16 protein-coding genes are annotated in these 17,105 nt (G+C 64.3%); 7 read left to right on the plus strand and 9 right to left on the minus strand.

Annotated features, from left to right (window positions below; genetic code table 11):
* The first annotated feature begins 1 nt into the window (after window position 1).
* A complete protein-coding gene (locus AB4Z43_RS17015) occupies window positions 2-1,228 on the plus strand; it encodes an alpha-D-ribose 1-methylphosphonate 5-triphosphate diphosphatase (RefSeq protein ID WP_441938513.1) in 1,227 nt (408 codons plus the stop codon).
* Between the two features lie 130 nt (window positions 1,229-1,358).
* Here the strand turns inward: AB4Z43_RS17015 and AB4Z43_RS17020 are convergent, their stop codons facing one another.
* Window positions 1,359-1,559 carry a hypothetical protein gene (locus tag AB4Z43_RS17020; protein ID WP_019859717.1) on the minus strand — a complete coding sequence of 67 codons (201 nt, stop codon included), beginning with the start codon at window positions 1,557-1,559 and terminating at the stop codon, window positions 1,359-1,361.
* 568 nt (window positions 1,560-2,127) lie between these two features.
* On the opposite strand from AB4Z43_RS17020, the gene AB4Z43_RS17025 reads away from it, so the two are divergent.
* The 5 genes from AB4Z43_RS17025 to AB4Z43_RS17045 all read left to right on the plus strand — a co-directional run bounded on the left by AB4Z43_RS17025 (window position 2,128) and on the right by AB4Z43_RS17045 (window position 8,175).
* Window positions 2,128-3,117 carry a sugar ABC transporter substrate-binding protein gene (locus tag AB4Z43_RS17025; RefSeq protein ID WP_027047129.1) on the plus strand — a complete coding sequence of 330 codons (990 nt, stop codon included), beginning with the start codon at window positions 2,128-2,130 and terminating at the stop codon, window positions 3,115-3,117.
* Window positions 3,114-4,118 carry an ABC transporter permease gene (locus tag AB4Z43_RS17030; RefSeq protein ID WP_019859719.1) on the plus strand — a complete coding sequence of 335 codons (1,005 nt, stop codon included), beginning with the start codon at window positions 3,114-3,116 and terminating at the stop codon, window positions 4,116-4,118. Before AB4Z43_RS17025 ends, AB4Z43_RS17030 begins: the two co-directional genes overlap by 4 nt.
* Window positions 4,115-4,879, plus strand: a complete 765-nt coding sequence (locus tag AB4Z43_RS17035; RefSeq protein WP_038648565.1) for an ATP-binding cassette domain-containing protein — start codon at window positions 4,115-4,117, stop codon at window positions 4,877-4,879. Before AB4Z43_RS17030 ends, AB4Z43_RS17035 begins: the two co-directional genes overlap by 4 nt.
* Before the next feature lie 72 nt (window positions 4,880-4,951).
* Window positions 4,952-6,037 (plus strand): Gfo/Idh/MocA family protein, encoded by a 1,086-nt coding sequence (locus tag AB4Z43_RS17040; protein ID WP_038648567.1) that lies wholly within the window; start codon window positions 4,952-4,954, stop codon window positions 6,035-6,037.
* Between the two features lie 119 nt (window positions 6,038-6,156).
* Window positions 6,157-8,175 carry an amidase gene (locus AB4Z43_RS17045; protein WP_441938516.1) on the plus strand — a complete coding sequence of 673 codons (2,019 nt, stop codon included), beginning with the start codon at window positions 6,157-6,159 and terminating at the stop codon, window positions 8,173-8,175.
* Window positions 8,176-8,183: 8 nt separating this feature from the next.
* Here AB4Z43_RS17045 and AB4Z43_RS17050 read toward each other — a convergent pair whose 3' ends face one another.
* The 3 genes from AB4Z43_RS17050 to AB4Z43_RS17060 all read right to left on the minus strand — a co-directional run bounded on the left by AB4Z43_RS17050 (window position 8,184) and on the right by AB4Z43_RS17060 (window position 10,569).
* Window positions 8,184-8,525, minus strand: a complete 342-nt coding sequence (locus tag AB4Z43_RS17050) for a CatB-related O-acetyltransferase (RefSeq protein WP_019859723.1) — start codon at window positions 8,523-8,525, stop codon at window positions 8,184-8,186.
* Window positions 8,526-8,846: 321 nt separating this feature from the next.
* The gene (locus tag AB4Z43_RS17055; RefSeq protein ID WP_019859725.1) at window positions 8,847-9,494 is read right to left on the minus strand and encodes a ThuA domain-containing protein; all 648 of its coding nucleotides are present in this window, start codon (window positions 9,492-9,494) and stop codon (window positions 8,847-8,849) included.
* Between the two features lie 52 nt (window positions 9,495-9,546).
* Window positions 9,547-10,569 (minus strand): LLM class flavin-dependent oxidoreductase, encoded by a 1,023-nt coding sequence (locus AB4Z43_RS17060; RefSeq protein ID WP_441938519.1) that lies wholly within the window; start codon window positions 10,567-10,569, stop codon window positions 9,547-9,549.
* Window positions 10,570-10,674: 105 nt separating this feature from the next.
* On the opposite strand from AB4Z43_RS17060, the gene AB4Z43_RS17065 reads away from it, so the two are divergent.
* Window positions 10,675-11,772: a CaiB/BaiF CoA transferase family protein gene (locus tag AB4Z43_RS17065; RefSeq protein ID WP_441938521.1), complete on the plus strand. Its 1,098-nt coding sequence runs from the start codon at window positions 10,675-10,677 to the stop codon at window positions 11,770-11,772.
* Between the two features lie 80 nt (window positions 11,773-11,852).
* Here the strand turns inward: AB4Z43_RS17065 and AB4Z43_RS17070 are convergent, their stop codons facing one another.
* The 5 genes from AB4Z43_RS17070 to AB4Z43_RS17090 all read right to left on the minus strand — a co-directional run bounded on the left by AB4Z43_RS17070 (window position 11,853) and on the right by AB4Z43_RS17090 (window position 17,068).
* A complete protein-coding gene (locus AB4Z43_RS17070) occupies window positions 11,853-12,128 on the minus strand; it encodes a hypothetical protein (RefSeq protein WP_441938523.1) in 276 nt (91 codons plus the stop codon).
* 279 nt (window positions 12,129-12,407) lie between these two features.
* Window positions 12,408-13,904: an aldehyde dehydrogenase family protein gene (locus AB4Z43_RS17075; protein ID WP_441938525.1), complete on the minus strand. Its 1,497-nt coding sequence runs from the start codon at window positions 13,902-13,904 to the stop codon at window positions 12,408-12,410.
* Window positions 13,905-14,073: 169 nt separating this feature from the next.
* Window positions 14,074-15,273, minus strand: a complete 1,200-nt coding sequence (locus tag AB4Z43_RS17080; RefSeq protein ID WP_441938527.1) for a mandelate racemase/muconate lactonizing enzyme family protein — start codon at window positions 15,271-15,273, stop codon at window positions 14,074-14,076.
* 9 nt (window positions 15,274-15,282) lie between these two features.
* Complete coding sequence (locus AB4Z43_RS17085) at window positions 15,283-15,609, minus strand: NIPSNAP family protein (protein WP_019859733.1); 327 nt, start codon at window positions 15,607-15,609, stop codon at window positions 15,283-15,285.
* Between the two features lie 103 nt (window positions 15,610-15,712).
* On the minus strand, window positions 15,713-17,068 hold the full coding sequence (locus AB4Z43_RS17090) for a mandelate racemase/muconate lactonizing enzyme family protein (protein ID WP_441938528.1): 1,356 nt from the start codon (window positions 17,066-17,068) through the stop codon (window positions 15,713-15,715).
* Window positions 17,069-17,105 lie beyond the last annotated feature (37 nt).

Raw genomic sequence — 17,105 nt, forward strand, 5'->3', positions numbered from 1 at the left:
CATGTGGCTGAGTGAATTCGAAATTGTCCTGCGCGACCGCGTCATCCCGAACGGCGCCGTCAGGATCGAGAACGGCCGGATCGCCGAGATCCGCGAGAAGCCTGTCGGGCATGCCGATATCGAGGGTGGCGGCCGCCTGCTGCTGCCCGGCTTCATCGACATGCACGGCGACATGGTCGAGAGGGAAGTCGAGCCGCGCATCGGCGTCCATGTGCCGATGCGGATCGGCATTGCAGAGCTCGACAAGAAGCTCGCCTCCTGCGGCATCACCACGGCCTATGCCGCGCTTTCCTTCATCGGCGCCAGCGTCACCAGCGGCGTGCTGCGCTCGCAAGACCATACGACTGATATCATCGACACCATTGCCGGGATGAAGGACCATTTGTTGGTCGACCACCGCATCCACGCCCGCTTCGAAGTGACCTTCACCCCGGCGATTCCCACGCTGCAGAAGCTGATGGACGCCGGCAGGCTGCATTTGATCTCGCTGATGGACCACACGCCCGGACAGGGCCAGTACCGCGACGTCGAGCTCTACATCGCCCGCATCGCCAAGGAGCGCGGCATGTCCGTTGCCGCGGCCTCCGAGGTCGTCGGCAAGCGCATGGCGGGCCGCAATGGCCAGGGCGATGTGCTGAACGCCCTGCAGGACCTGTCGGCGCGAGCCCAGGCCGCCGGCATCGTGCTCGCCTCGCATGACGACGACACGCTGGAAAAGGTCGAACTGGTGCATGGCCTGGGCGCAGCGCTCTCAGAATTCCCGGTGACCCTGGAAGCGGCGCAGGAAGCCCGCAGGCTCGGCATGCATACCGCCATGGGCGCGCCCAACGCACTGCGCGGCGAGTCCTATTCCGGCAATCTTTCCGCCCGGCAGGCCTATGAAGCCGGGCTGCTCGACATGCTGGCCAGTGACTATCATCCGGCCTCCATCCTGCCAGCCGTGCTCGGCCTGGCGGAACTGCGGGGCGATGGCCTCGCGGCGGCGGCGGCGCTGACAAGCGCCAACCCGGCCAACGCCCTGGGGCTCACCGATCGCGGCGTCATCGAGCCCGGCCTTCTGGCCGATTTCGTGGTGGCCGACCGCCATCCCGTGCCACGCGTCCGCGCCACCTTCCGTGCCGGCCGCATGATCTACGGTGATGGCACGCTTGCACCAGCCGGCAAAGCAGAACGCCTTGGCCCGATCGCGGCTGAACGGCTACCCGCTGCCGCCCGGGAAAGCGCGTAGCGCTTTCCGGTTGGGAATTGCGTCAAAAACAAAGAGACGGAGCCTGAGCAAATTCCAGGAAGAGTGCAGGCCTGCTTTCCCGCAGGAATTGCGTTGGAGGGGTTTGCGCTTTCCGAGACAAGGTTAAGCTCTAAACGTCGAGCACGACCGTCATGCCGCGCACCTCGGCCATTTCCAGCAGCATGTCCTGCAGGGTTTCGATGGTGAGCGCCGCGCCGGTCACTGCCAGCAACTCTGTGATACTCTCTCTCATGGAAATGACCGCGACTCCGGTCTTCTCGGATAACAGCCGTCCGATGGCTGCGCGGATCAGGGCATTCTGGTCAGGCATGATTCCCCTTTCATGCTGGATGACGGTATTAAGTCTTCTCAAACGGCACGCTTTTTTGCACAACCTCTGCGAGCTTTAGCCTGCGCTTGCAAGCCGTTTCGATGTGTCTGATTCCATTATTTTTCTGACAGTTGCTCGGCGACGACAGCGACGGCAGCACCCATAGTTTGCCAATGGAAACCTCACCATCCCCGGGAGCCTTGCAACGCACGCGCCCATCAGAGGTTGCATGAGGGTGGAATTTTTTTGCCGGGGTGAACTTGTGGAGCGCGCGCGCTGCGGCCCAACGAGCGAAAATCGCTTCGCACCATTTTAAATCTTGACGCGTGTCAATTTTTTATAAAACATGCGCAAACGCTGATGGGGCTAGGTCAGCGCTCTGGGAGGAGAAATGCCTGACATGGAAAAGGTCCCGACCGGGGTCCGTCGTCCGCGATACGTTTGGCGTTCGCCGGGCCGCAGGCCGCGTGGCGTTGCCGATGCAAGCATGGCTCTCGCAGCACCGGCCACGGGCGTCCGTGGGCTTGCCGACAAGACACATCCAACAATCAAGAAGCGGAGGAACAAAATGCGCATCTTCAACGGCCTGACGCTTGGCGCGGGCCTGCTGGCAACCATCGTCACGGCGCCGTCCCATGCCGAGGACGCGGCCAAGGTCGCGGCCATCGTCAAGGGCCTCGACAACCCCTTCTTCCAGACCATGCAGAAGGGCATCGAGGAGCAAGGCAAGACCAGTGGCGTCAATGTCAGCGTCCAGGCCGCCGCCAATATGGGCGACGCCACCGGCCAGGCCGACCGCCTGACCGCCATGGCCATGCAGGACTTCGATTGCTACCTGGTCAATCCGATCAGCGTCTCCAACCTCGTCCAGGCTTTGGTGCCGGTCGCCCAGAAGAAGAAGCCGATCGTCAACATCGACTCGACCATCGACGCCGAACAGGCCAAGGCCGCCGGCTTTGCCGTCTCGACCTATATCGGCACCGACAATGTCGCCGCCGGCGCGCTGGCCGGCGAGGAAATGCTGAAGCTGGTGCCCAAGGGCGCCAAGGTGGCGTTGATCGCCGGCATCGTGGGCGATGTCGGCTCCAATGCCCGCATCAAGGGCTTCAAGCAGGCCGTCGAGGGCAAGCTCGAGGTCGTGGTGATGGTGAGCGCCGACTGGGATCGTGAGAAGGCGTTGACCGCCGCCACCGACATCCTCGCGGCGCACCCGGATCTTGCCGGCTTCTTCGCCGCCAACGACATCATGGCGCTCGGCGTCGAACGCGCCGTGCAGACCTCGGGCAAGGACGTCAAGGTGATCGGCCTCGACGGCATCGTCGACGCGCTGAAATCGATCGCGGCAGGCGAACTCACGGCCACCGTCGCCCAATATCCCTATGTCGTCGGCGCCATGGGTGTCGAAGCCTGTGCATTGGCCGCCAAGGGCAAGGAACTGCCCGCCAACGTGCCCGCACCCGTGCTCCTGATCAACAAGGCCAATGCCGACGCCTCGCTGAAGAACTTTCCGCGTCCCGGCGGCGATTATCCCGATCCCTTCCGCGAGATGCTGAAGTGAGCAATCCCACGGACAACGCGCCCGTCGCCCATTCGGCGGGCGCGGCGGAGGAGAGCCGCCCCTCCCTGTCGGCTCTCCTCCTGGATCCTTCCTTCTGGGCCGACTGGGCGTCCGTCGTCGGCCTGGTCGGTCTCGTCATCGTCTTCGGCATCGCCCAGCCGGTCTTTCTCAGCGTCGCCAATCTGCAGGCGCTCTTGCTGGCGGCGGCTATCCTGGTCGTGTTGTCGATCGGCCAGACCTTCGTCGTCGCGACGTCAGGCATCGACCTGTCGCTGGCGGCGGCCGTCATGCTTGGCGCCATCATCCTTGGTCTCGTCAACGCGGCGGGCTACGGCATCTTCATCGCCTGCGTGCTCGCGGTGCTCGCCACCAGCGCCATCGGCTTCCTCAACGGCCTCATCATCACCGCCGGCAAGATCCCCGATTTCGTGGTGACGCTCGGCACGCTGTCTGGCATCACCGGGCTTGGCCTGATCCTGTCGGGCGGTGAACCGACGATGGTCGGCTCGACCTTCCTGCTGAAACTCGCTTCGGGCTCGTTCGGGCCGTTCGGCTATCCGGTCTGGGTGGCGATCGCGGCCGTCATTGTGGCCCATATCGCGCTCTACCACACGCGCTTCGGCGTCCATCTCTTGGCGACCGGCGGCCAGGTCGAAAGCGCCGGCGCGCTCGGCATTCGCACCAACCGCGTCAAGATCGCCGCCTACACCATCTCCGGCTTCTGCGCCGGCATTGCGGCCATCCTGCTGGTTGCCCGCATCGGCTCGGCCGAACCGCAGATCAACACCAGCCTGCTCTTGAATTCCGTGGCGGCGGTGGTGCTGGGCGGCGTCAGCCTGTTCGGCGGCCGCGCCAGCATATTAGGCCCTGCCATCGGCGCGCTGATGCTCACCGCGCTGGTCAACGGGCTGACGCTGCTCAACGTCTCGGCCTTCTACCAACCGCTTGCCGTGGGCGCCATCGTGGTGCTGGCAGCGCTGATCATGCGGTACCAGAAATGAGCGCCGTCAGCCTTTCCTCCGCCTCGGACTCGATCATCGCCTGCAATGGCCTGAGCAAGCATTTCGGCGGCGTGCGCGCCTTCACCGACGTCGCCTTCCAGGCGCGCCGCGGCGAGGTCACCGCCGTCATTGGCGACAATGGCGCCGGCAAGTCGACGCTGATCCGCTGCCTGGTCGGCGTGCATGTGCCGGATGCCGGCTCGATCGTCTTTGACGGTCGCGAGCACCCCTTCTCCAACCCGGACGGGGCGCGCAAGGCCGGCATCGAGACTGTGCACCAGAACCTGGCGCTGATCGACGAACTGACGGTGGCGCAGAACCTGTTCCTCAACCGCGAGCTCGTGCGCCGCATCGGCCCCTTCGCTTTCCTCGACCGCAAGGCGATGAAGCGCGAGGCCCGTTCCATGCTGTCGCGCCTGTCGATCAACGTGCCGTCGATCAATCAACGTGTGCGCCGCCTGTCGGGTGGCCAGCGGCAGGCGATCTCGATCTGCCGCGCCGTCGGCTCCGGCGCCAAGCTGGTGGTGATGGACGAACCGACGGCAGCGCTTGGCGTGCAGGAGACCGCCAATGTCGAGGCGTTGATCCGCCGCCTGCGCGAACAGTCGGTCTCGGTCATCTTGGTCAGCCATAATTTCGATCAGGTGCGGCGCCTGTCCGACCAGATCTGGGTGATGCGGGCGGGAAAGATGGCGGCGACCGTGCGTGCCTCGGAGACGTCAGGCAACGAATTGGTCGCGCTGGTCACCGGAGCGGCGTGATCTGCCCAACCGTGAAATCAATCGTTGGCCGCTTCGGCCAACCCTACAAAATGAAATCAAGGGAGTTTGAGAGTGGCACCACTTCGTGTCGGGCTTGTGGGTCTTGGGGAGGTCGCGCAGTCGATCCATCTGCCTGTTCTGGCTGACCAGCGCGACTGCTGGGCAATCGCGGGCGTCTTCGACGTCTCTCCGAGCCTGGTGGCGCTCGTCACATCCGAATATGCCGCCAGAGCCTTCGACACGGCCGAGGCGCTGATCAATTCACCCGACATCGACGTCGTCTTCGTTCTGTCGTCGGACGACACCCACAGCCGCTTTGTGCGCGCGGCCATGCAAGCCGACAAGCACATTTTGCTGGAAAAACCCGCTTGTCTCACGGTGCGTGAGATCGACGAGTTGCTGGCGCTGATGCCGGCCTACAGGAAGACCCTGTTCGTCGGCTATATGCGCCGCTACGCGCCGGCCTACCTGGCGGCCCGGGACGAATTGCCCGCCCATGCCGACATTACCCATGTCCGCATCTTCGACCTGATCTCGGAGGGGCGGCATTTCCTGAAGAAGAGCCGGAACATCCTCTACCCCAACGACATCGACCCTGCCCTACTGGCGCGCGGCGCCAGGGAGCGCGACGCGCTGATCCGCGAGGTTGTCGGCACCGACGCGCCGGCTGACCTGGTGCGCGCCTATCGCGGGCTGACGGCGTTGTCCTCGCACCACATCTCGGCGATGCGCGGGCTCATTGGCGAGCCCAAGGGCGTGGTCGCCGCGCACCGCACCAATGGCGGCGCCAACACCTCGGTCACCTTCGATTACGGCCATTTCGCTTGCCTCTATGACGCGGTGGTCGACGATCTCGGCCTGTTCGACGCCATGATCGAAGTGCGCTCCAACACCCGGCGCGTGCGCATCATCTACGACACGCCCTACATCCGCAGCCTGCCGACCCGGCTGGAAGTGACCGAAGCCGGCCCGCTCGGCCCGGTGACGAAAAGCTTCGGCCCGCTTTATGGCGATGCTTTCTCCAACGAACTGGAGATTTTCCACCGCCACATCGCTGAAGGCACCAAGCCGTTGACCGACCTCGCCGATTCCCGCCGCGACCTGGCGCTGATGGCCGGGATCATCGAGAGGATGAAGGAGAGCGGCGGGGACGCCTGAGCCCTACCGGCAAGGTACAGGCAGGAACAATACGTTCCGACAAAGACTGCCGATTGGCCCTTGCCGAAGCCGGCGGGCTCGCTCATCCATGGCGTGCGGACAACAGCCTGGAACCAGTGATGACCTATGCCAGCCTTCACCTCGTCGAAGCGACGATCGACCAACTGCGCCGCGCCCTCGATGACGGCACGGTCACCAGTGTCGAGCTGGTCGCGGCGTATCTCAGGCGCATCGCGCATTTCGACCGGCATGGTATCAGCCTCAACGCCGTCCCCGTGCTCAATCCAGCTATGTTCGAAGAAGCCGCCGCTTCCGACCAGCGGCGGCGCGAAGGTGCTGTACTCGGGCCGCTCGACGGCATCCCCTACACCGCCAAGAACAGCTACAAGGTCAAAGGCCTGACGGTCGCGTCCGGCTCGCCGGCCTTCGAACATTTGGTCGCCAATGAGGACGCCTTCACCATCGCCCGGCTGCGCGCCGGCGGGGCGGTGCTGATCGGCCTCACCAACATGCCGCCGATGGCCAATGGCGGCATGCAGCGCGGCATCTATGGCCGCGCCGAAAGCCCCTACAATGCCGATTACCTGACCGCCGCCTTCGCGTCGGGGTCATCGAATGGTTCGGGCACTGCAACGGCCGCCAGCTTCTGCGCCTTCGGTCTAGGCGAGGAGACCTGGTCGTCCGGCCGGGCGCCAGCCACCAACAATGCGCTCGTCGCCTACACCCCGTCGCGCGGGGTCATTTCCGTGCGCGGCAACTGGCCGCTGGTGCCGACGATGGATGTCGTGGTGCCGCACACGCGGACCATGCAAGATATGCTGGAGTTGCTCGACGTGATCGTCGCCGACGACCCGCAGACGCGGGGCGATTTCTGGCGCGCGCAGCCCTGGGTCAAACTGCCGAAAAGCGCCGACCTACGGCCGCAACGCTATACCGATCTGGTATTTGCGGGCTCGCTAAAGGGCAAGCGGCTCGGCGTTCCAAGAATGTATATCGGCCGCGACAGCGAGGCCGACAAACCGATCGAAACCCGCGCCTCGGTGCTTGCCCTGTGGGAGCAGGCGGCGGCCGATCTCAAGCGGCTTGGCGCAGAGGTGGTCGAGGTCGATTTTCCCGTCGTCTCCAATTACGAGCGCGACCGTCCCGGCGCCCGCACCATGGTCGAGCGCGGGCTGGTGCCGCCGGATTTCGCCGACCGCGAAATCTGGGATCTCTGCATGTGGGGCTGGGACGATTTCCTGCGCGCCAACGCCGACCCGAACATCCCCGATCTCGCTTCGGTGGATGGCCCAAGGATTTTCCCGCAGCCGCCGGGCACATTGCCTGATCGCTACGAGGGCGGCTTCGACCTGGCGGAGTATGTCGAGCGCGCCAAATCCGGCGTCACGCCCTTCAGGGATATCCCGACGCTTGAAGAGGGCCTGAAGGGGCTGGAAGCGACACGGCGGATCGATTTCGAGGACTGGCTCGACGCGCAAGGCATCGACGCCGTGGTGCTGCCCGCCGCCGCCGATGTCGGCCCGGCCGACGCCGACATCAACGAGGCGTCGGCGGACCTTGCCTGGCGCAACGGCACCTGGGTCGCCAACGGCAATCTGGTCTGGCGCCATTTCGGCATTCCGACCGTCACCGTGCCGATGGGCACGATGGCCGATATCGGCATGCCGGTCGGCCTGACCTTCGCCGGCAAGGCCTATGACGACGGAGGCCTGCTGCGCATGGCCGGCGACTACGAGACCGCCACCCAGCGCCGCACAAGCCCGCCCCGCACGCCTGAACTCGCCGACGATGTGTTTTCAGGTCGACCCAGCCAAGCTGGCAACGGTGAGGCACGTCCGCTCGCAATCGCGCTTGCCGCAGAGACGCTGACCTCAGGCGATCAGCATGAGATCACCATCACGCTCGACCTGCCGGCCGAGGCGGAGAACGCCAGCATCAAAGTGCATGTCAACGGACAGACGGTCGCGATGCAGCGGAGCGGCCCGCACTTCAGCGGGCGTGTGTTTGTGCCGGCCGCCGAGCATCAGCGGTTCCACAGCGTCTGGTGTGGTTCGTATGGCTCGATCGTAACCGCGGTGGTGCGGCTTGAGGATGGACGCACCGTTGGCGCCTATGTGGTCACGGGCGGAATTGGGTGAGGGCTGGGCTATGATGCACGGTTGGCGGCGATGAAGGCATCAATCGATCCGAAGAACGTCGGCAGTTCGGCCTTGATCTTCTCGTCGCTCCACTCCCACCAGCGAATAGCGAGCAAACTGGCGATCTGGTCATCCGTAAATCTGTTCCGGATCAACCTGGCAGGATTTCCGGCGACCACCGCGTAGGGTGCGACGTCCTTCGTGACGATCGAGCCGGCTCCGACAACGGCACCGTCTCCAATGGTTATTCCCGGCAGGATGATTGCGCGTCGTCCAATCCAGACATCGTTGCCGATTTTTGTCGGCCCGTTGACCACCAGATCATCATAGGCCGCGATCGAATTTGTCATGTGGACTTCGAATGGAAAAGTCGAGACAAAGTGCGTCGGATGATTGGCACGACAAAGGAATAGCGTCTCCTCCGCTATGGAGCAGAACGCTCCTATCTCAAGCGGTGAGGTCTCGTCACAGCCAAAGATATTGCTGGGCTTTGTGTAGAAGAGTGTTCTACGGCCAATCGATGCATGCTGCGGTATGTTTTCCGGCTTTGGAGCTCGTCGAAGGCCGAGCATGGTTCGAAGTTTTCTTGCAAATCCCATTTGTTTCTAAGCCATGGTTGGTCTTGACCGACCGTCACAGAAGGTGGGCGCCGCAGAGCACCACCATTGCCGCTATCCCCGCGCCGCCCAAAGCAAACCACGCTCGACAATCACCGCCATTTCCGGCACCGCGAACTCATCCGCCGTGTGCCCAAGCGAACTGTAGAAAACCTTTCCCGCGCCATACCGACGCTTCCAGACCACCGGCATCACGACCCCGTCAATGCCCGGGAAATGCGCGTCGCTGAAGGTGGTGGTCGCCAGCACCTCGTTGCTAGGGTCGACATGCATGTAATACTGCTCCGACCGGTAGGCGAAATCACCGACGCCTTTGGTGATCGGGTCGTCGGGTTGTGTGATCACCACCCGATAGTCGATGATGTTGCCGGGGTGCGCGACCCATTGGCCGCCGGTCATGAACTGGTAATCGGGCTCGTTGCGGAAACTGTCGCCCATCGTGCCGTGGAAGCCGCCAAGGCCTGTTCCTTCGCGAACCGCGGCAGTCAGGTTCTGCAGCTCGGCCTTTTCGATCGTCGACATGGTGATGGCAGGCACGATGAGATCGAAGGAAGGCAGTTCCGGATCGGCGAACATCGCCGTGCCCTGGCCCAGCGTGACATCGAAGCCGTTGCGCTCAAGCAGCGCGCGAATGACGTTGGCGCTGCGTTCCGGCGTGTGGCCTTCCCAACCGCCCCAGGCAATCAAAGCCTTCTTCCCCATGCCGTAACCTCCTGAATCGCCCGCCGCGATCGATGGTTACATGGCGCGGCCGTCAGCGCCAGCCCAGGGCCGGCGCGACATGGGTCAGGATCGCCTCGATGACATGGGCGTTGTAGTCGACGCCGAGCTGGTTGGGTACGGTGAGCAGCAGCGTGTCGGCCTCCGCGATCGCCTCGTCCTGCGCCAATTCCTTGATCAGCACGTCGGGCTCGGCGGCGTAGCTGCGGCCGAAGATCGCCCGCGTATTCTCCTCGATGAAGCCGATCTGATCGCGGCTCTCATTGCCGCGGCCGAAATAGGCGCGGTCGCGGTCGTCGACCAGCGCGAAGATGCTGCGGCTGACCGAGACGCGCGGCTCGCGCTCGTGCCCGGCCGCTTTCCAGGCCTCGCGATAGATCCGGATCTGCTCGGCCTGCTGGATGTGGAAGGGCTTGCCGCTCTCGTCGAACTTCAGCGTCGAGCTCTGCAGATTCATGCCGAGCTTGGCCGCCCATTCCGAGGTGGCGTTGGTGGCAGCGCCCCACCAGATGCGCTCGCGCAGGCCTTCAGAATGCGGCTCGAGCCGAAGCAGGCCGGGCGGGTTGGGGAACATTGGCCGTGGATTGGGCTGGGCGAAGCCTTGGCCGCGCAGCGTGTCGAGAAAAACCTCGGCGTGATGCCGCGCCATGTCGGCGTCGCTTTTGCCTTCCTGCGGCTGGTAGCCGAAATAGCGCCAGCCATCGATCACCTGTTCGGGCGAGCCACGGCTGATGCCGAGCTGCAGCCGGCCGCCGGCGATGATGTCGGCTGCCCCCGCATCCTCGGCCATGTAGAGCGGATTCTCATAGCGCATGTCGATGACCGCCGTGCCGATCTCGATGCGGCTGGTCTTGGCGCCCACCGCCGCCAGCAGCGGGAACGGCGAAGCGATCTGGCGGGCGAAATGATGCACCCGGAAATAGGCGCCGTCAGCGCCCAATTGCTCGGCCGCGACGGCGAGATCGATGGATTGCAGCAGCGCGTCGGAAGCCGAGCGCACCTGCGATTGCGACGAGGGCGTCCAGTGCCCGAATGACAGAAAACCGATTTTTTTCATGGACCTGAAGTATATGCGGGCGGCACATGCTTCAATGCCAAAACAGCGGGGTTACACACCGTCACCTTGCGCCATACTCTGGGGTTGAAGGCCGTGGAGGGTGGAATGCTGAAGGGGACGCGTATCGTCGAGATCGAGGCGCTCGGGCCGGCGCCCTTCGCCGGCATGTTGCTCGCCGATCTCGGCGCCGATGTCATCGTCGTCCACCGCAAGCAGGCGCCCATGCCGGGCCTGCCCGAACGCTCGCTGCTCGATCGCGGCAAGCGCTCCATCGCGCTCGACCTCAGGGATGCCGGCGATGTCGCCGTGCTGATGCACCTCATCGCCACCGCAGACGGCCTGATCGAGGGATTCCGGCCCGGCGTCATGGAGCGCCTCGGCCTCGGCCCGGATGCCTGCCTGGCGGTCAGCCCAAAGCTGGTCTACGGCCGCATGACCGGCTGGGGCCAGCATGGCCCCCTCGCCCGCACCGCCGGGCATGACATGAACTATACCGGCGTGTCGGGCGCGCTCTGGTACGCCTCCTTGCCGGGCGAGCCGCCCATGGCGCCGCCGACGCTTACCGGCGACATAGGCGGCGGCGCGCTCTATCTGGTGATCGGCATGCTGGCCGGCATCATGAATGCGCGGGCCGGCGGCCCGGGCACCGTGGTCGACGCGGCCATCGTCGACGGCTCGGCCCACATGATGAACCTGCTGATGGTGCTCGGCCAGTCCGGCGGGCTCGTCGCCGAACGCGGCCAAAGCCTTCTCGACGGACCGCATTGGTGCCGCGTCTACCGCACCGCCGATGACGGTTTCATCAGCGTCCAGTGCATCGAGCCGAAATTCTATACGCTGTTTCTCGACCGGCTCGGCCTCGCCGCCGATCCGCACTTCGCCAAGCAATTCGACCGCGATCTCTGGCCGGAGCTCGGCAGCCGGCTGGCGGCGATCTTTGCAGCTAAACCGCGCGACGAATGGACCAGCCTGTTCGAAGGCTCGGATGCCTGCGTCTCCCCGGTGCTCAATCCATGGGAAGCAGCCCAGCATCCGCACATGGCCGCGCGCGGCTCGTGGCTGGCGGTGGACGGCGTCCTGCAGGCAGCCGCCGCTCCGCGCTTTTCCGGATGGGCGCAAAAGAGGCCGGCGAAAGGTCCCGCGCGCGACGAACACGGCGCCGAGATTCGCGCAGAACTGGCGGATCCAGATACAAACCGTTGAAATCAGCCAGTTTCAGGCCGCTGAAAGTTGCCCCAGGTTGCCGGAAATTGGCGACAACTGGCTTGCGCTGCGCGGCCCAGCTATTTCCCGCAATGATGATCGTTGATCTTGTTCAACGCGTTCGCATCCGGCCCGACCCGGTGGTAGGAGCAGGCGCCCGCCGCCGTCGTGAACAGCTGCTGGTCGTAGTAGCGCGGACCGCCGAACAGGAAGCCGATGAAATCGTCATCGGCGGGAACGTAGCGATCCGGCTCGGCCTGGTGGTGGCGATGCCTGGACCCGGCGAATGCCGAAATTGACACGCCGCAGGCCATCGCCACGGCAAGAGCGCAGATCGCAAACCGTTTCGTCGTCATCGGCAACACCCTCCTGGCCGTTCGCATGTCCTATATAGGCAAAAATCACCAACCGAACAAAGGTTCCCTGGCACCGGTTTGCCTGCCCCTCGATTTGCATGCCCGCCGGGGCAAACTGCGCAGCGCATCACCCCCCCACACGCGCCAGGGTGTGTCGATTATTCAGGTCAGGCCGAGTCGAGAAAGGTAGCTTCCGAGAACCGGAGCGGAGCGTACTTACAGTACGTGAGCACCGGAAGCGCAGGAAGCTGCCGTTCGCAGGCCGGCCTCACCTGAATATCAGTCGGTCTGGATCCAGACTGACTTGGTCTCCAGATACTCATGCAGATGCTCCATGCCGCCTTCGCGGCCATAGCCGGACATCTTCATGCCGCCGAACGGCACCGCCGGGTCGATGGCGTGGTACATGTTGACCCAGACCGAGCCGGCTTTGATGCGGCGCGCCAGCTTGTGCGCGGTGCCGAGATGCGTGGTGAAGATGCCTGCGGCGAGCCCATAGGGCGTCGCATTGGCGCGCGCCACGGCCTCATCGAGCGTGTCGAAGGGCATGGCGGAAATGACCGGCCCGAAAATTTCTTCGCGCGCGATGGTCATCTTGTCCGATACAGCACCGAAGACGGTCGGCGCAATGAAGTTGCCGCCATCATAGAGCGCGCCCGTCAGCCGCGAGCCGCCGGCGACCAGTTTCGCGCCCTCGTCGCTGCCGGCCTTGATATAGCCCTCCACCTTGCCGGCCTGCCTGGCATTGATCAGCGGCCCGATTTCGGTCTCCGCCTCGATGCCGTGGCCGATGCGCAGCCTGCCGGCGAATTCCGCGACGCGGCGCACGAACTCGTCGTGGATTTCGCGCGCCACGAACAGGCGCGAGCCGGCGATGCAGATTTGGCCCGAATGCACGAACACCGCCATCGCCGCGACCGGAACGGCCTTGTCGATGTCGGCGTCGCGGCAGACGATGATCGGCGACTTGCCGCCGAGTTCCAGCGAAACCCGTTTGAGGTTGGCCACACCCGCCCGCGCGATCGCTTGTCCGGTCAGCGTCGAGCCGGTGAAGACGATCTTGTTGACGTCGGGATGCTCGGCGAGCCGCGCGCCGGCCTCGGCTCCGGTGCCGGTGACGATGTTGACGACGCCGTCAGGCACGCCGGCTTCCTGCATTAGACGCGCGATCAGCAGCGGCGTCAGCGACGCCTCCTCCGAGGGCTTCAGCACGATGGTGCAGCCAGTGGCGAGCGCCGGCGCGATCTTCCAGATCGAGGCGGCGGTCGGCGCGTTCCAGGGAATGATCGCGCCGACGACACCGACAGGCTCGCGCCGGGTGAAGGAGACGATCTCGCCAGGGATCGAATTGTCGATGGATTCGCCATGCAGCGCCGTCGCCATGCCGCCATAGAAGCGCAGCATGCCGATGACGCGGCGCCGGTTGGCCAGCGTGCGGGTGATCGGCAGCCCCATGTCGAGCGTGTCGGAGACGCTGAGCTCTTCCCAATGCGTCTCGAACAGATCGGCGATGCGCAACAGCACGCATTGCCGCTCATAGGGCGAGAATTTCGACCACGGCCCTTCGAAGGCGGCGCGTGCGGCGGCCACCGCAGCGTCGACATCGGCCGTCCCGCCGCGCGGCACCGTGGCCAGCACCTCTCCTGTCGCGGGGTTCAGCGCCTGCATCTCCTGGCCGGACTGCGCCGCGACCCACTTGCCGCCGATGAACATCGGCCGGAATTCGCCATGGTAAAGCGTCGTGGCCTTCGCCCTCGGGTCGAAGTTCAGCGTCATCCCTTCCTCCTACGAATTCCGCCGCGACTATTACTCCCGGCGCGGTCGACCTCAACAAGGAAAGATGAGCTTGGGCTCCATGCCGGCGGCGACGAGCACCGCAAACGTCGCCCGAGCGGCTGTCGGAAGCCGGCGCCAGGCACCCGCTCGCATGGCGAAAGAAGGAGGTTCAGTCGAAGAAGCCCGCATCCTCTTCGCTGAGATACTTCTTGGCCGCTTCCGCGTCGATATCGAGCCCCAGGCCCGGCGCTTCCAGCAGGTCCACCATGCTATCCCTGACGATCTGCGCCGGTAGGCCGATCACCAGATCCTCCCACCACGGGTCCGAGGCGCTGGGATATTCGAACGCCACATAATTGGCCGGCAAGGTGGCGCAGACATTGATCAGCGCGCCGAGGCCGAGCAGGCCGTTCGCGGTGCCGTGCGGCGCCATCAGGATCGAGTGCATGTAGGCGTGCTCGGCGACCCATTTGAGTTCGGCGATGCCGCCGATATCGGCCGGATCGGGGCCGATGACCCGCACCGCCTGCGTCTCGATCAGTTCCTTGAAATTGTGCCTGAGGTAGATCTGCTCGCCGGTATGGATCGGCGTCGAGGTGGAGGTGGTCAGCTCGCGATAGGCCTGCGGATTGACCCACGGCACATAGTCGCCGGTCAGCATGTCCTCCAGCCACATCAGATTGTACTTCTCGACCGCCCGGGCGAACTTGATCGCATCGGGCAGCATCCAGCCCGGGCCGCAGTCGAGCGCCAGGCTGACCTTGTCGCCCAGCACCTCCTTCATCGCGATCACGCAGTCGAGCATGTGATTGAAGCCGCGCTCGCTGATCACGCCCTGATCCATGGCGCCGTGATAACCGGCCTTCTTCTGCGTCACGCCGTAATGGAAGCCCTCGATGCTGTCCTTCATGTTGGAGTGGAACGAGATTCCCTGCTTGACCATGAAGAAGTTCTGCGGCTGCTCCATCATCCATTTGACGTCGGCGGCGTAATCCTCCGGCCGGTCGCCGGCGCGTTTCCGGCGGATCGAGCCGTTGTAGACGCGCACCTTGTCGCGCACCTTGCCGCCAAGCAGTTTATAGACCGGCACGCCCGCCGCCTTCCCGGCGATATCCCATAAGGCGTGCTCGATGGCGGAGACGGCGGCGCCATAAGGCTTGAACGAGCCGCGCTGGCGGATCTTCAGCATCACCCGCTCGACGTCGGTCGGATCCTCGCCGATCAACGCCTCGCGGAAATGCAGCACAAACGGCTTGAGGTAGGTCTTTGTGAACTCGACCTCGCCAAGGCCATGGAGGCCTTCATCCGTGATGATGCGGACGATCGGGTGCTTGCCGATGACGGCGCAGCGCAGGTCGGTGATCTTCATGGCGCAGTCCTATTTCACAGACGAGAAAGCTGTCGGCGTGAGCAGCTGGCTGCTGATATTGGCAACGATCTGCCCGTCGCGCTCCGACTCGTCGCGGGCCTTGTGCCATGCCGGATCGGTGACGAAAGCCGCCCATTTCGCCTCACGCTCGGCCAGCGATTCCCAGGCGATGAAATAGGTGAGGCGATTGCTGTTTTCGCCGATCGCCGTGGTGAAAAACCCAGCTTGGCGGATGCCATGCCTCTCCCAGATGGCCAGCGTTTGCTCGGAAAAGCGCTTGAGCAAAGCCGGCAGCCTGCCCGGCAGGCAGTCATAGATACGCAGTTCGTAGATCATGGTTTCGTCCGTTCCTTCTTCGCCTCTCCCTTGGGAGAGGTCGACACCAATGGTCGGTCGTAGGCCCTGTGAGCCTGAGGGGAATGATGGCAGGGGGCCTGGGCTAACTCCAGGTCCGGTCCCAGCTATATTCATTGTCCCAATGCTCGGTGGATTGCCATATCCCCGTGACACCGGGCTGCAGATGCTGGCCGATCACCTCGTCGACCACATCATCTATGCCCAGCCCAGGTCTGTCGGACACGGTGATGAAGCCGTCCTTGACGAGCGGCTTGGGCAGGCCGGTGACGATATCGTCCCACCAGTCGACATCGGCGGAGTGGTATTCGAGCGCCATGAAGTTCTCCGTCGCGGTCGCGACATGCGCGGCGGCCATCGCGGCGATCGGACTTTCGGCCATATGGATCGCCATGGCGACACCGTGATCCTGCGCCATGTCGCCGATCTTCTTGGTCTCGAGAATGCCCCCGCTGGTGAGCAGGTCCGGGTGGATGACCGAGAGGCCGCTCTTGAGCAGCGGCTCGAAGCCTTCCTTGAGGTAGATGTCCTCGCCGGTGCAGATCGGCACCGTGGTGGCCTGCTGCAATAGCCGGAACTGTTCGGTATATTGCCAGGGGATCACATCCTCCAGCCAGGCCGGAACGTATTTCTCGATACGGCGCGACAGGCGTATGCCGTCCTGCAGCGAGATGTGGCCGACATGGTCGATGGCGAGCGGGATCTCATACCCGATCACCTCGCGAACCTCGTGGATGTACTCCTCGAGCAGATCGATCCCCTTTTCGGTGAAATGCAGGCCGGTGAACGGGTGCTGCACGTTCTGCGCGTCGTAGGCGAGATTGCGGGCCTTGCGCTCCTCAAGCGTGCCGCCACGGCCGCGTGGATTGGCATGAAACCCGTCGAGCGCTCCGGCTGGCGCGGACACGGCGCCCGGGACATGGGCGATCTGCATCAAGCCCAGATCCATCTTGAGGAAGGTGAAACCGCGATCCATGCGCTGCTTGAGGCGCTTTCCGGTTTCGGTGCCGCTCGGTTTCTCGGCGTCGGTGTCGCAATAGACGCGCACCTGATCGCGGAACTTGCCGCCGAGCATCTGGTAGATGGGGACGCCATAGGCCTTGCCGGCGAGATCCCACAGCGCGATCTCGACCGCCGACACGCCGCCGCCTTGCCGGCCGTGCCCGCCGAACTGCTTGATGCGGCGAAACAGGCGATCGATATCGCAAGGGTTCTCGCCAAGCAGCCGGCTTTTCAGCATCAACGCGAAGGTGGCGCTGGCGCCGTCACGCACCTCGCCGAGCCCGACGATGCCCTGGTTGGTGTAGATCTTGAGCAGCGCCGAGGTGAATGGCGCGCCGACGATTTCGGCCACCCGCATGTCGGTGATGCGAAGGTCGGATGGCTTGGAATTCGTGTTGACCCGATTGAGAGCCTCGCCGGCTCCACCCGTCTTTGGCATGATCTATCCTCGTTCTGGTCGGGGGCTTGCGCCGCGA

It is taken from the genome of Mesorhizobium sp. 2RAF45, assembly GCF_052115225.1.
Classification (GTDB): domain Bacteria; phylum Pseudomonadota; class Alphaproteobacteria; order Rhizobiales; family Rhizobiaceae; genus Mesorhizobium; species Mesorhizobium jarvisii.

Bases quoted from the DNA above. Each gene is read 5' to 3' on its own strand.
- AB4Z43_RS17015 (WP_441938513.1), top strand. From the start codon at position 2: ATGTGGCTGAGTGAATTCGAAATTGTCCTGCGCGACCGCGTCATCCCG.
- AB4Z43_RS17020 (WP_019859717.1), bottom strand. From the start codon at position 1,559: ATGCCTGACCAGAATGCCCTGATCCGCGCAGCCATCGGACGGCTGTTA.
- AB4Z43_RS17025 (WP_027047129.1), top strand. From the start codon at position 2,128: ATGCGCATCTTCAACGGCCTGACGCTTGGCGCGGGCCTGCTGGCAACC.
- AB4Z43_RS17035 (WP_038648565.1), top strand. From the start codon at position 4,115: ATGAGCGCCGTCAGCCTTTCCTCCGCCTCGGACTCGATCATCGCCTGC.
- AB4Z43_RS17045 (WP_441938516.1), top strand. From the start codon at position 6,157: ATGACCTATGCCAGCCTTCACCTCGTCGAAGCGACGATCGACCAACTG.
- AB4Z43_RS17050 (WP_019859723.1), bottom strand. From the start codon at position 8,525: ATGACAAATTCGATCGCGGCCTATGATGATCTGGTGGTCAACGGGCCG.
- AB4Z43_RS17055 (WP_019859725.1), bottom strand. From the start codon at position 9,494: ATGGGGAAGAAGGCTTTGATTGCCTGGGGCGGTTGGGAAGGCCACACG.
- AB4Z43_RS17060 (WP_441938519.1), bottom strand. From the start codon at position 10,569: ATGAAAAAAATCGGTTTTCTGTCATTCGGGCACTGGACGCCCTCGTCG.
- AB4Z43_RS17065 (WP_441938521.1), top strand. From the start codon at position 10,675: ATGCTGAAGGGGACGCGTATCGTCGAGATCGAGGCGCTCGGGCCGGCG.
- AB4Z43_RS17070 (WP_441938523.1), bottom strand. From the start codon at position 12,128: ATGACGACGAAACGGTTTGCGATCTGCGCTCTTGCCGTGGCGATGGCC.
- AB4Z43_RS17075 (WP_441938525.1), bottom strand. From the start codon at position 13,904: ATGACGCTGAACTTCGACCCGAGGGCGAAGGCCACGACGCTTTACCAT.
- AB4Z43_RS17080 (WP_441938527.1), bottom strand. From the start codon at position 15,273: ATGAAGATCACCGACCTGCGCTGCGCCGTCATCGGCAAGCACCCGATC.
- AB4Z43_RS17085 (WP_019859733.1), bottom strand. From the start codon at position 15,609: ATGATCTACGAACTGCGTATCTATGACTGCCTGCCGGGCAGGCTGCCG.
- AB4Z43_RS17090 (WP_441938528.1), bottom strand. From the start codon at position 17,068: ATGCCAAAGACGGGTGGAGCCGGCGAGGCTCTCAATCGGGTCAACACG.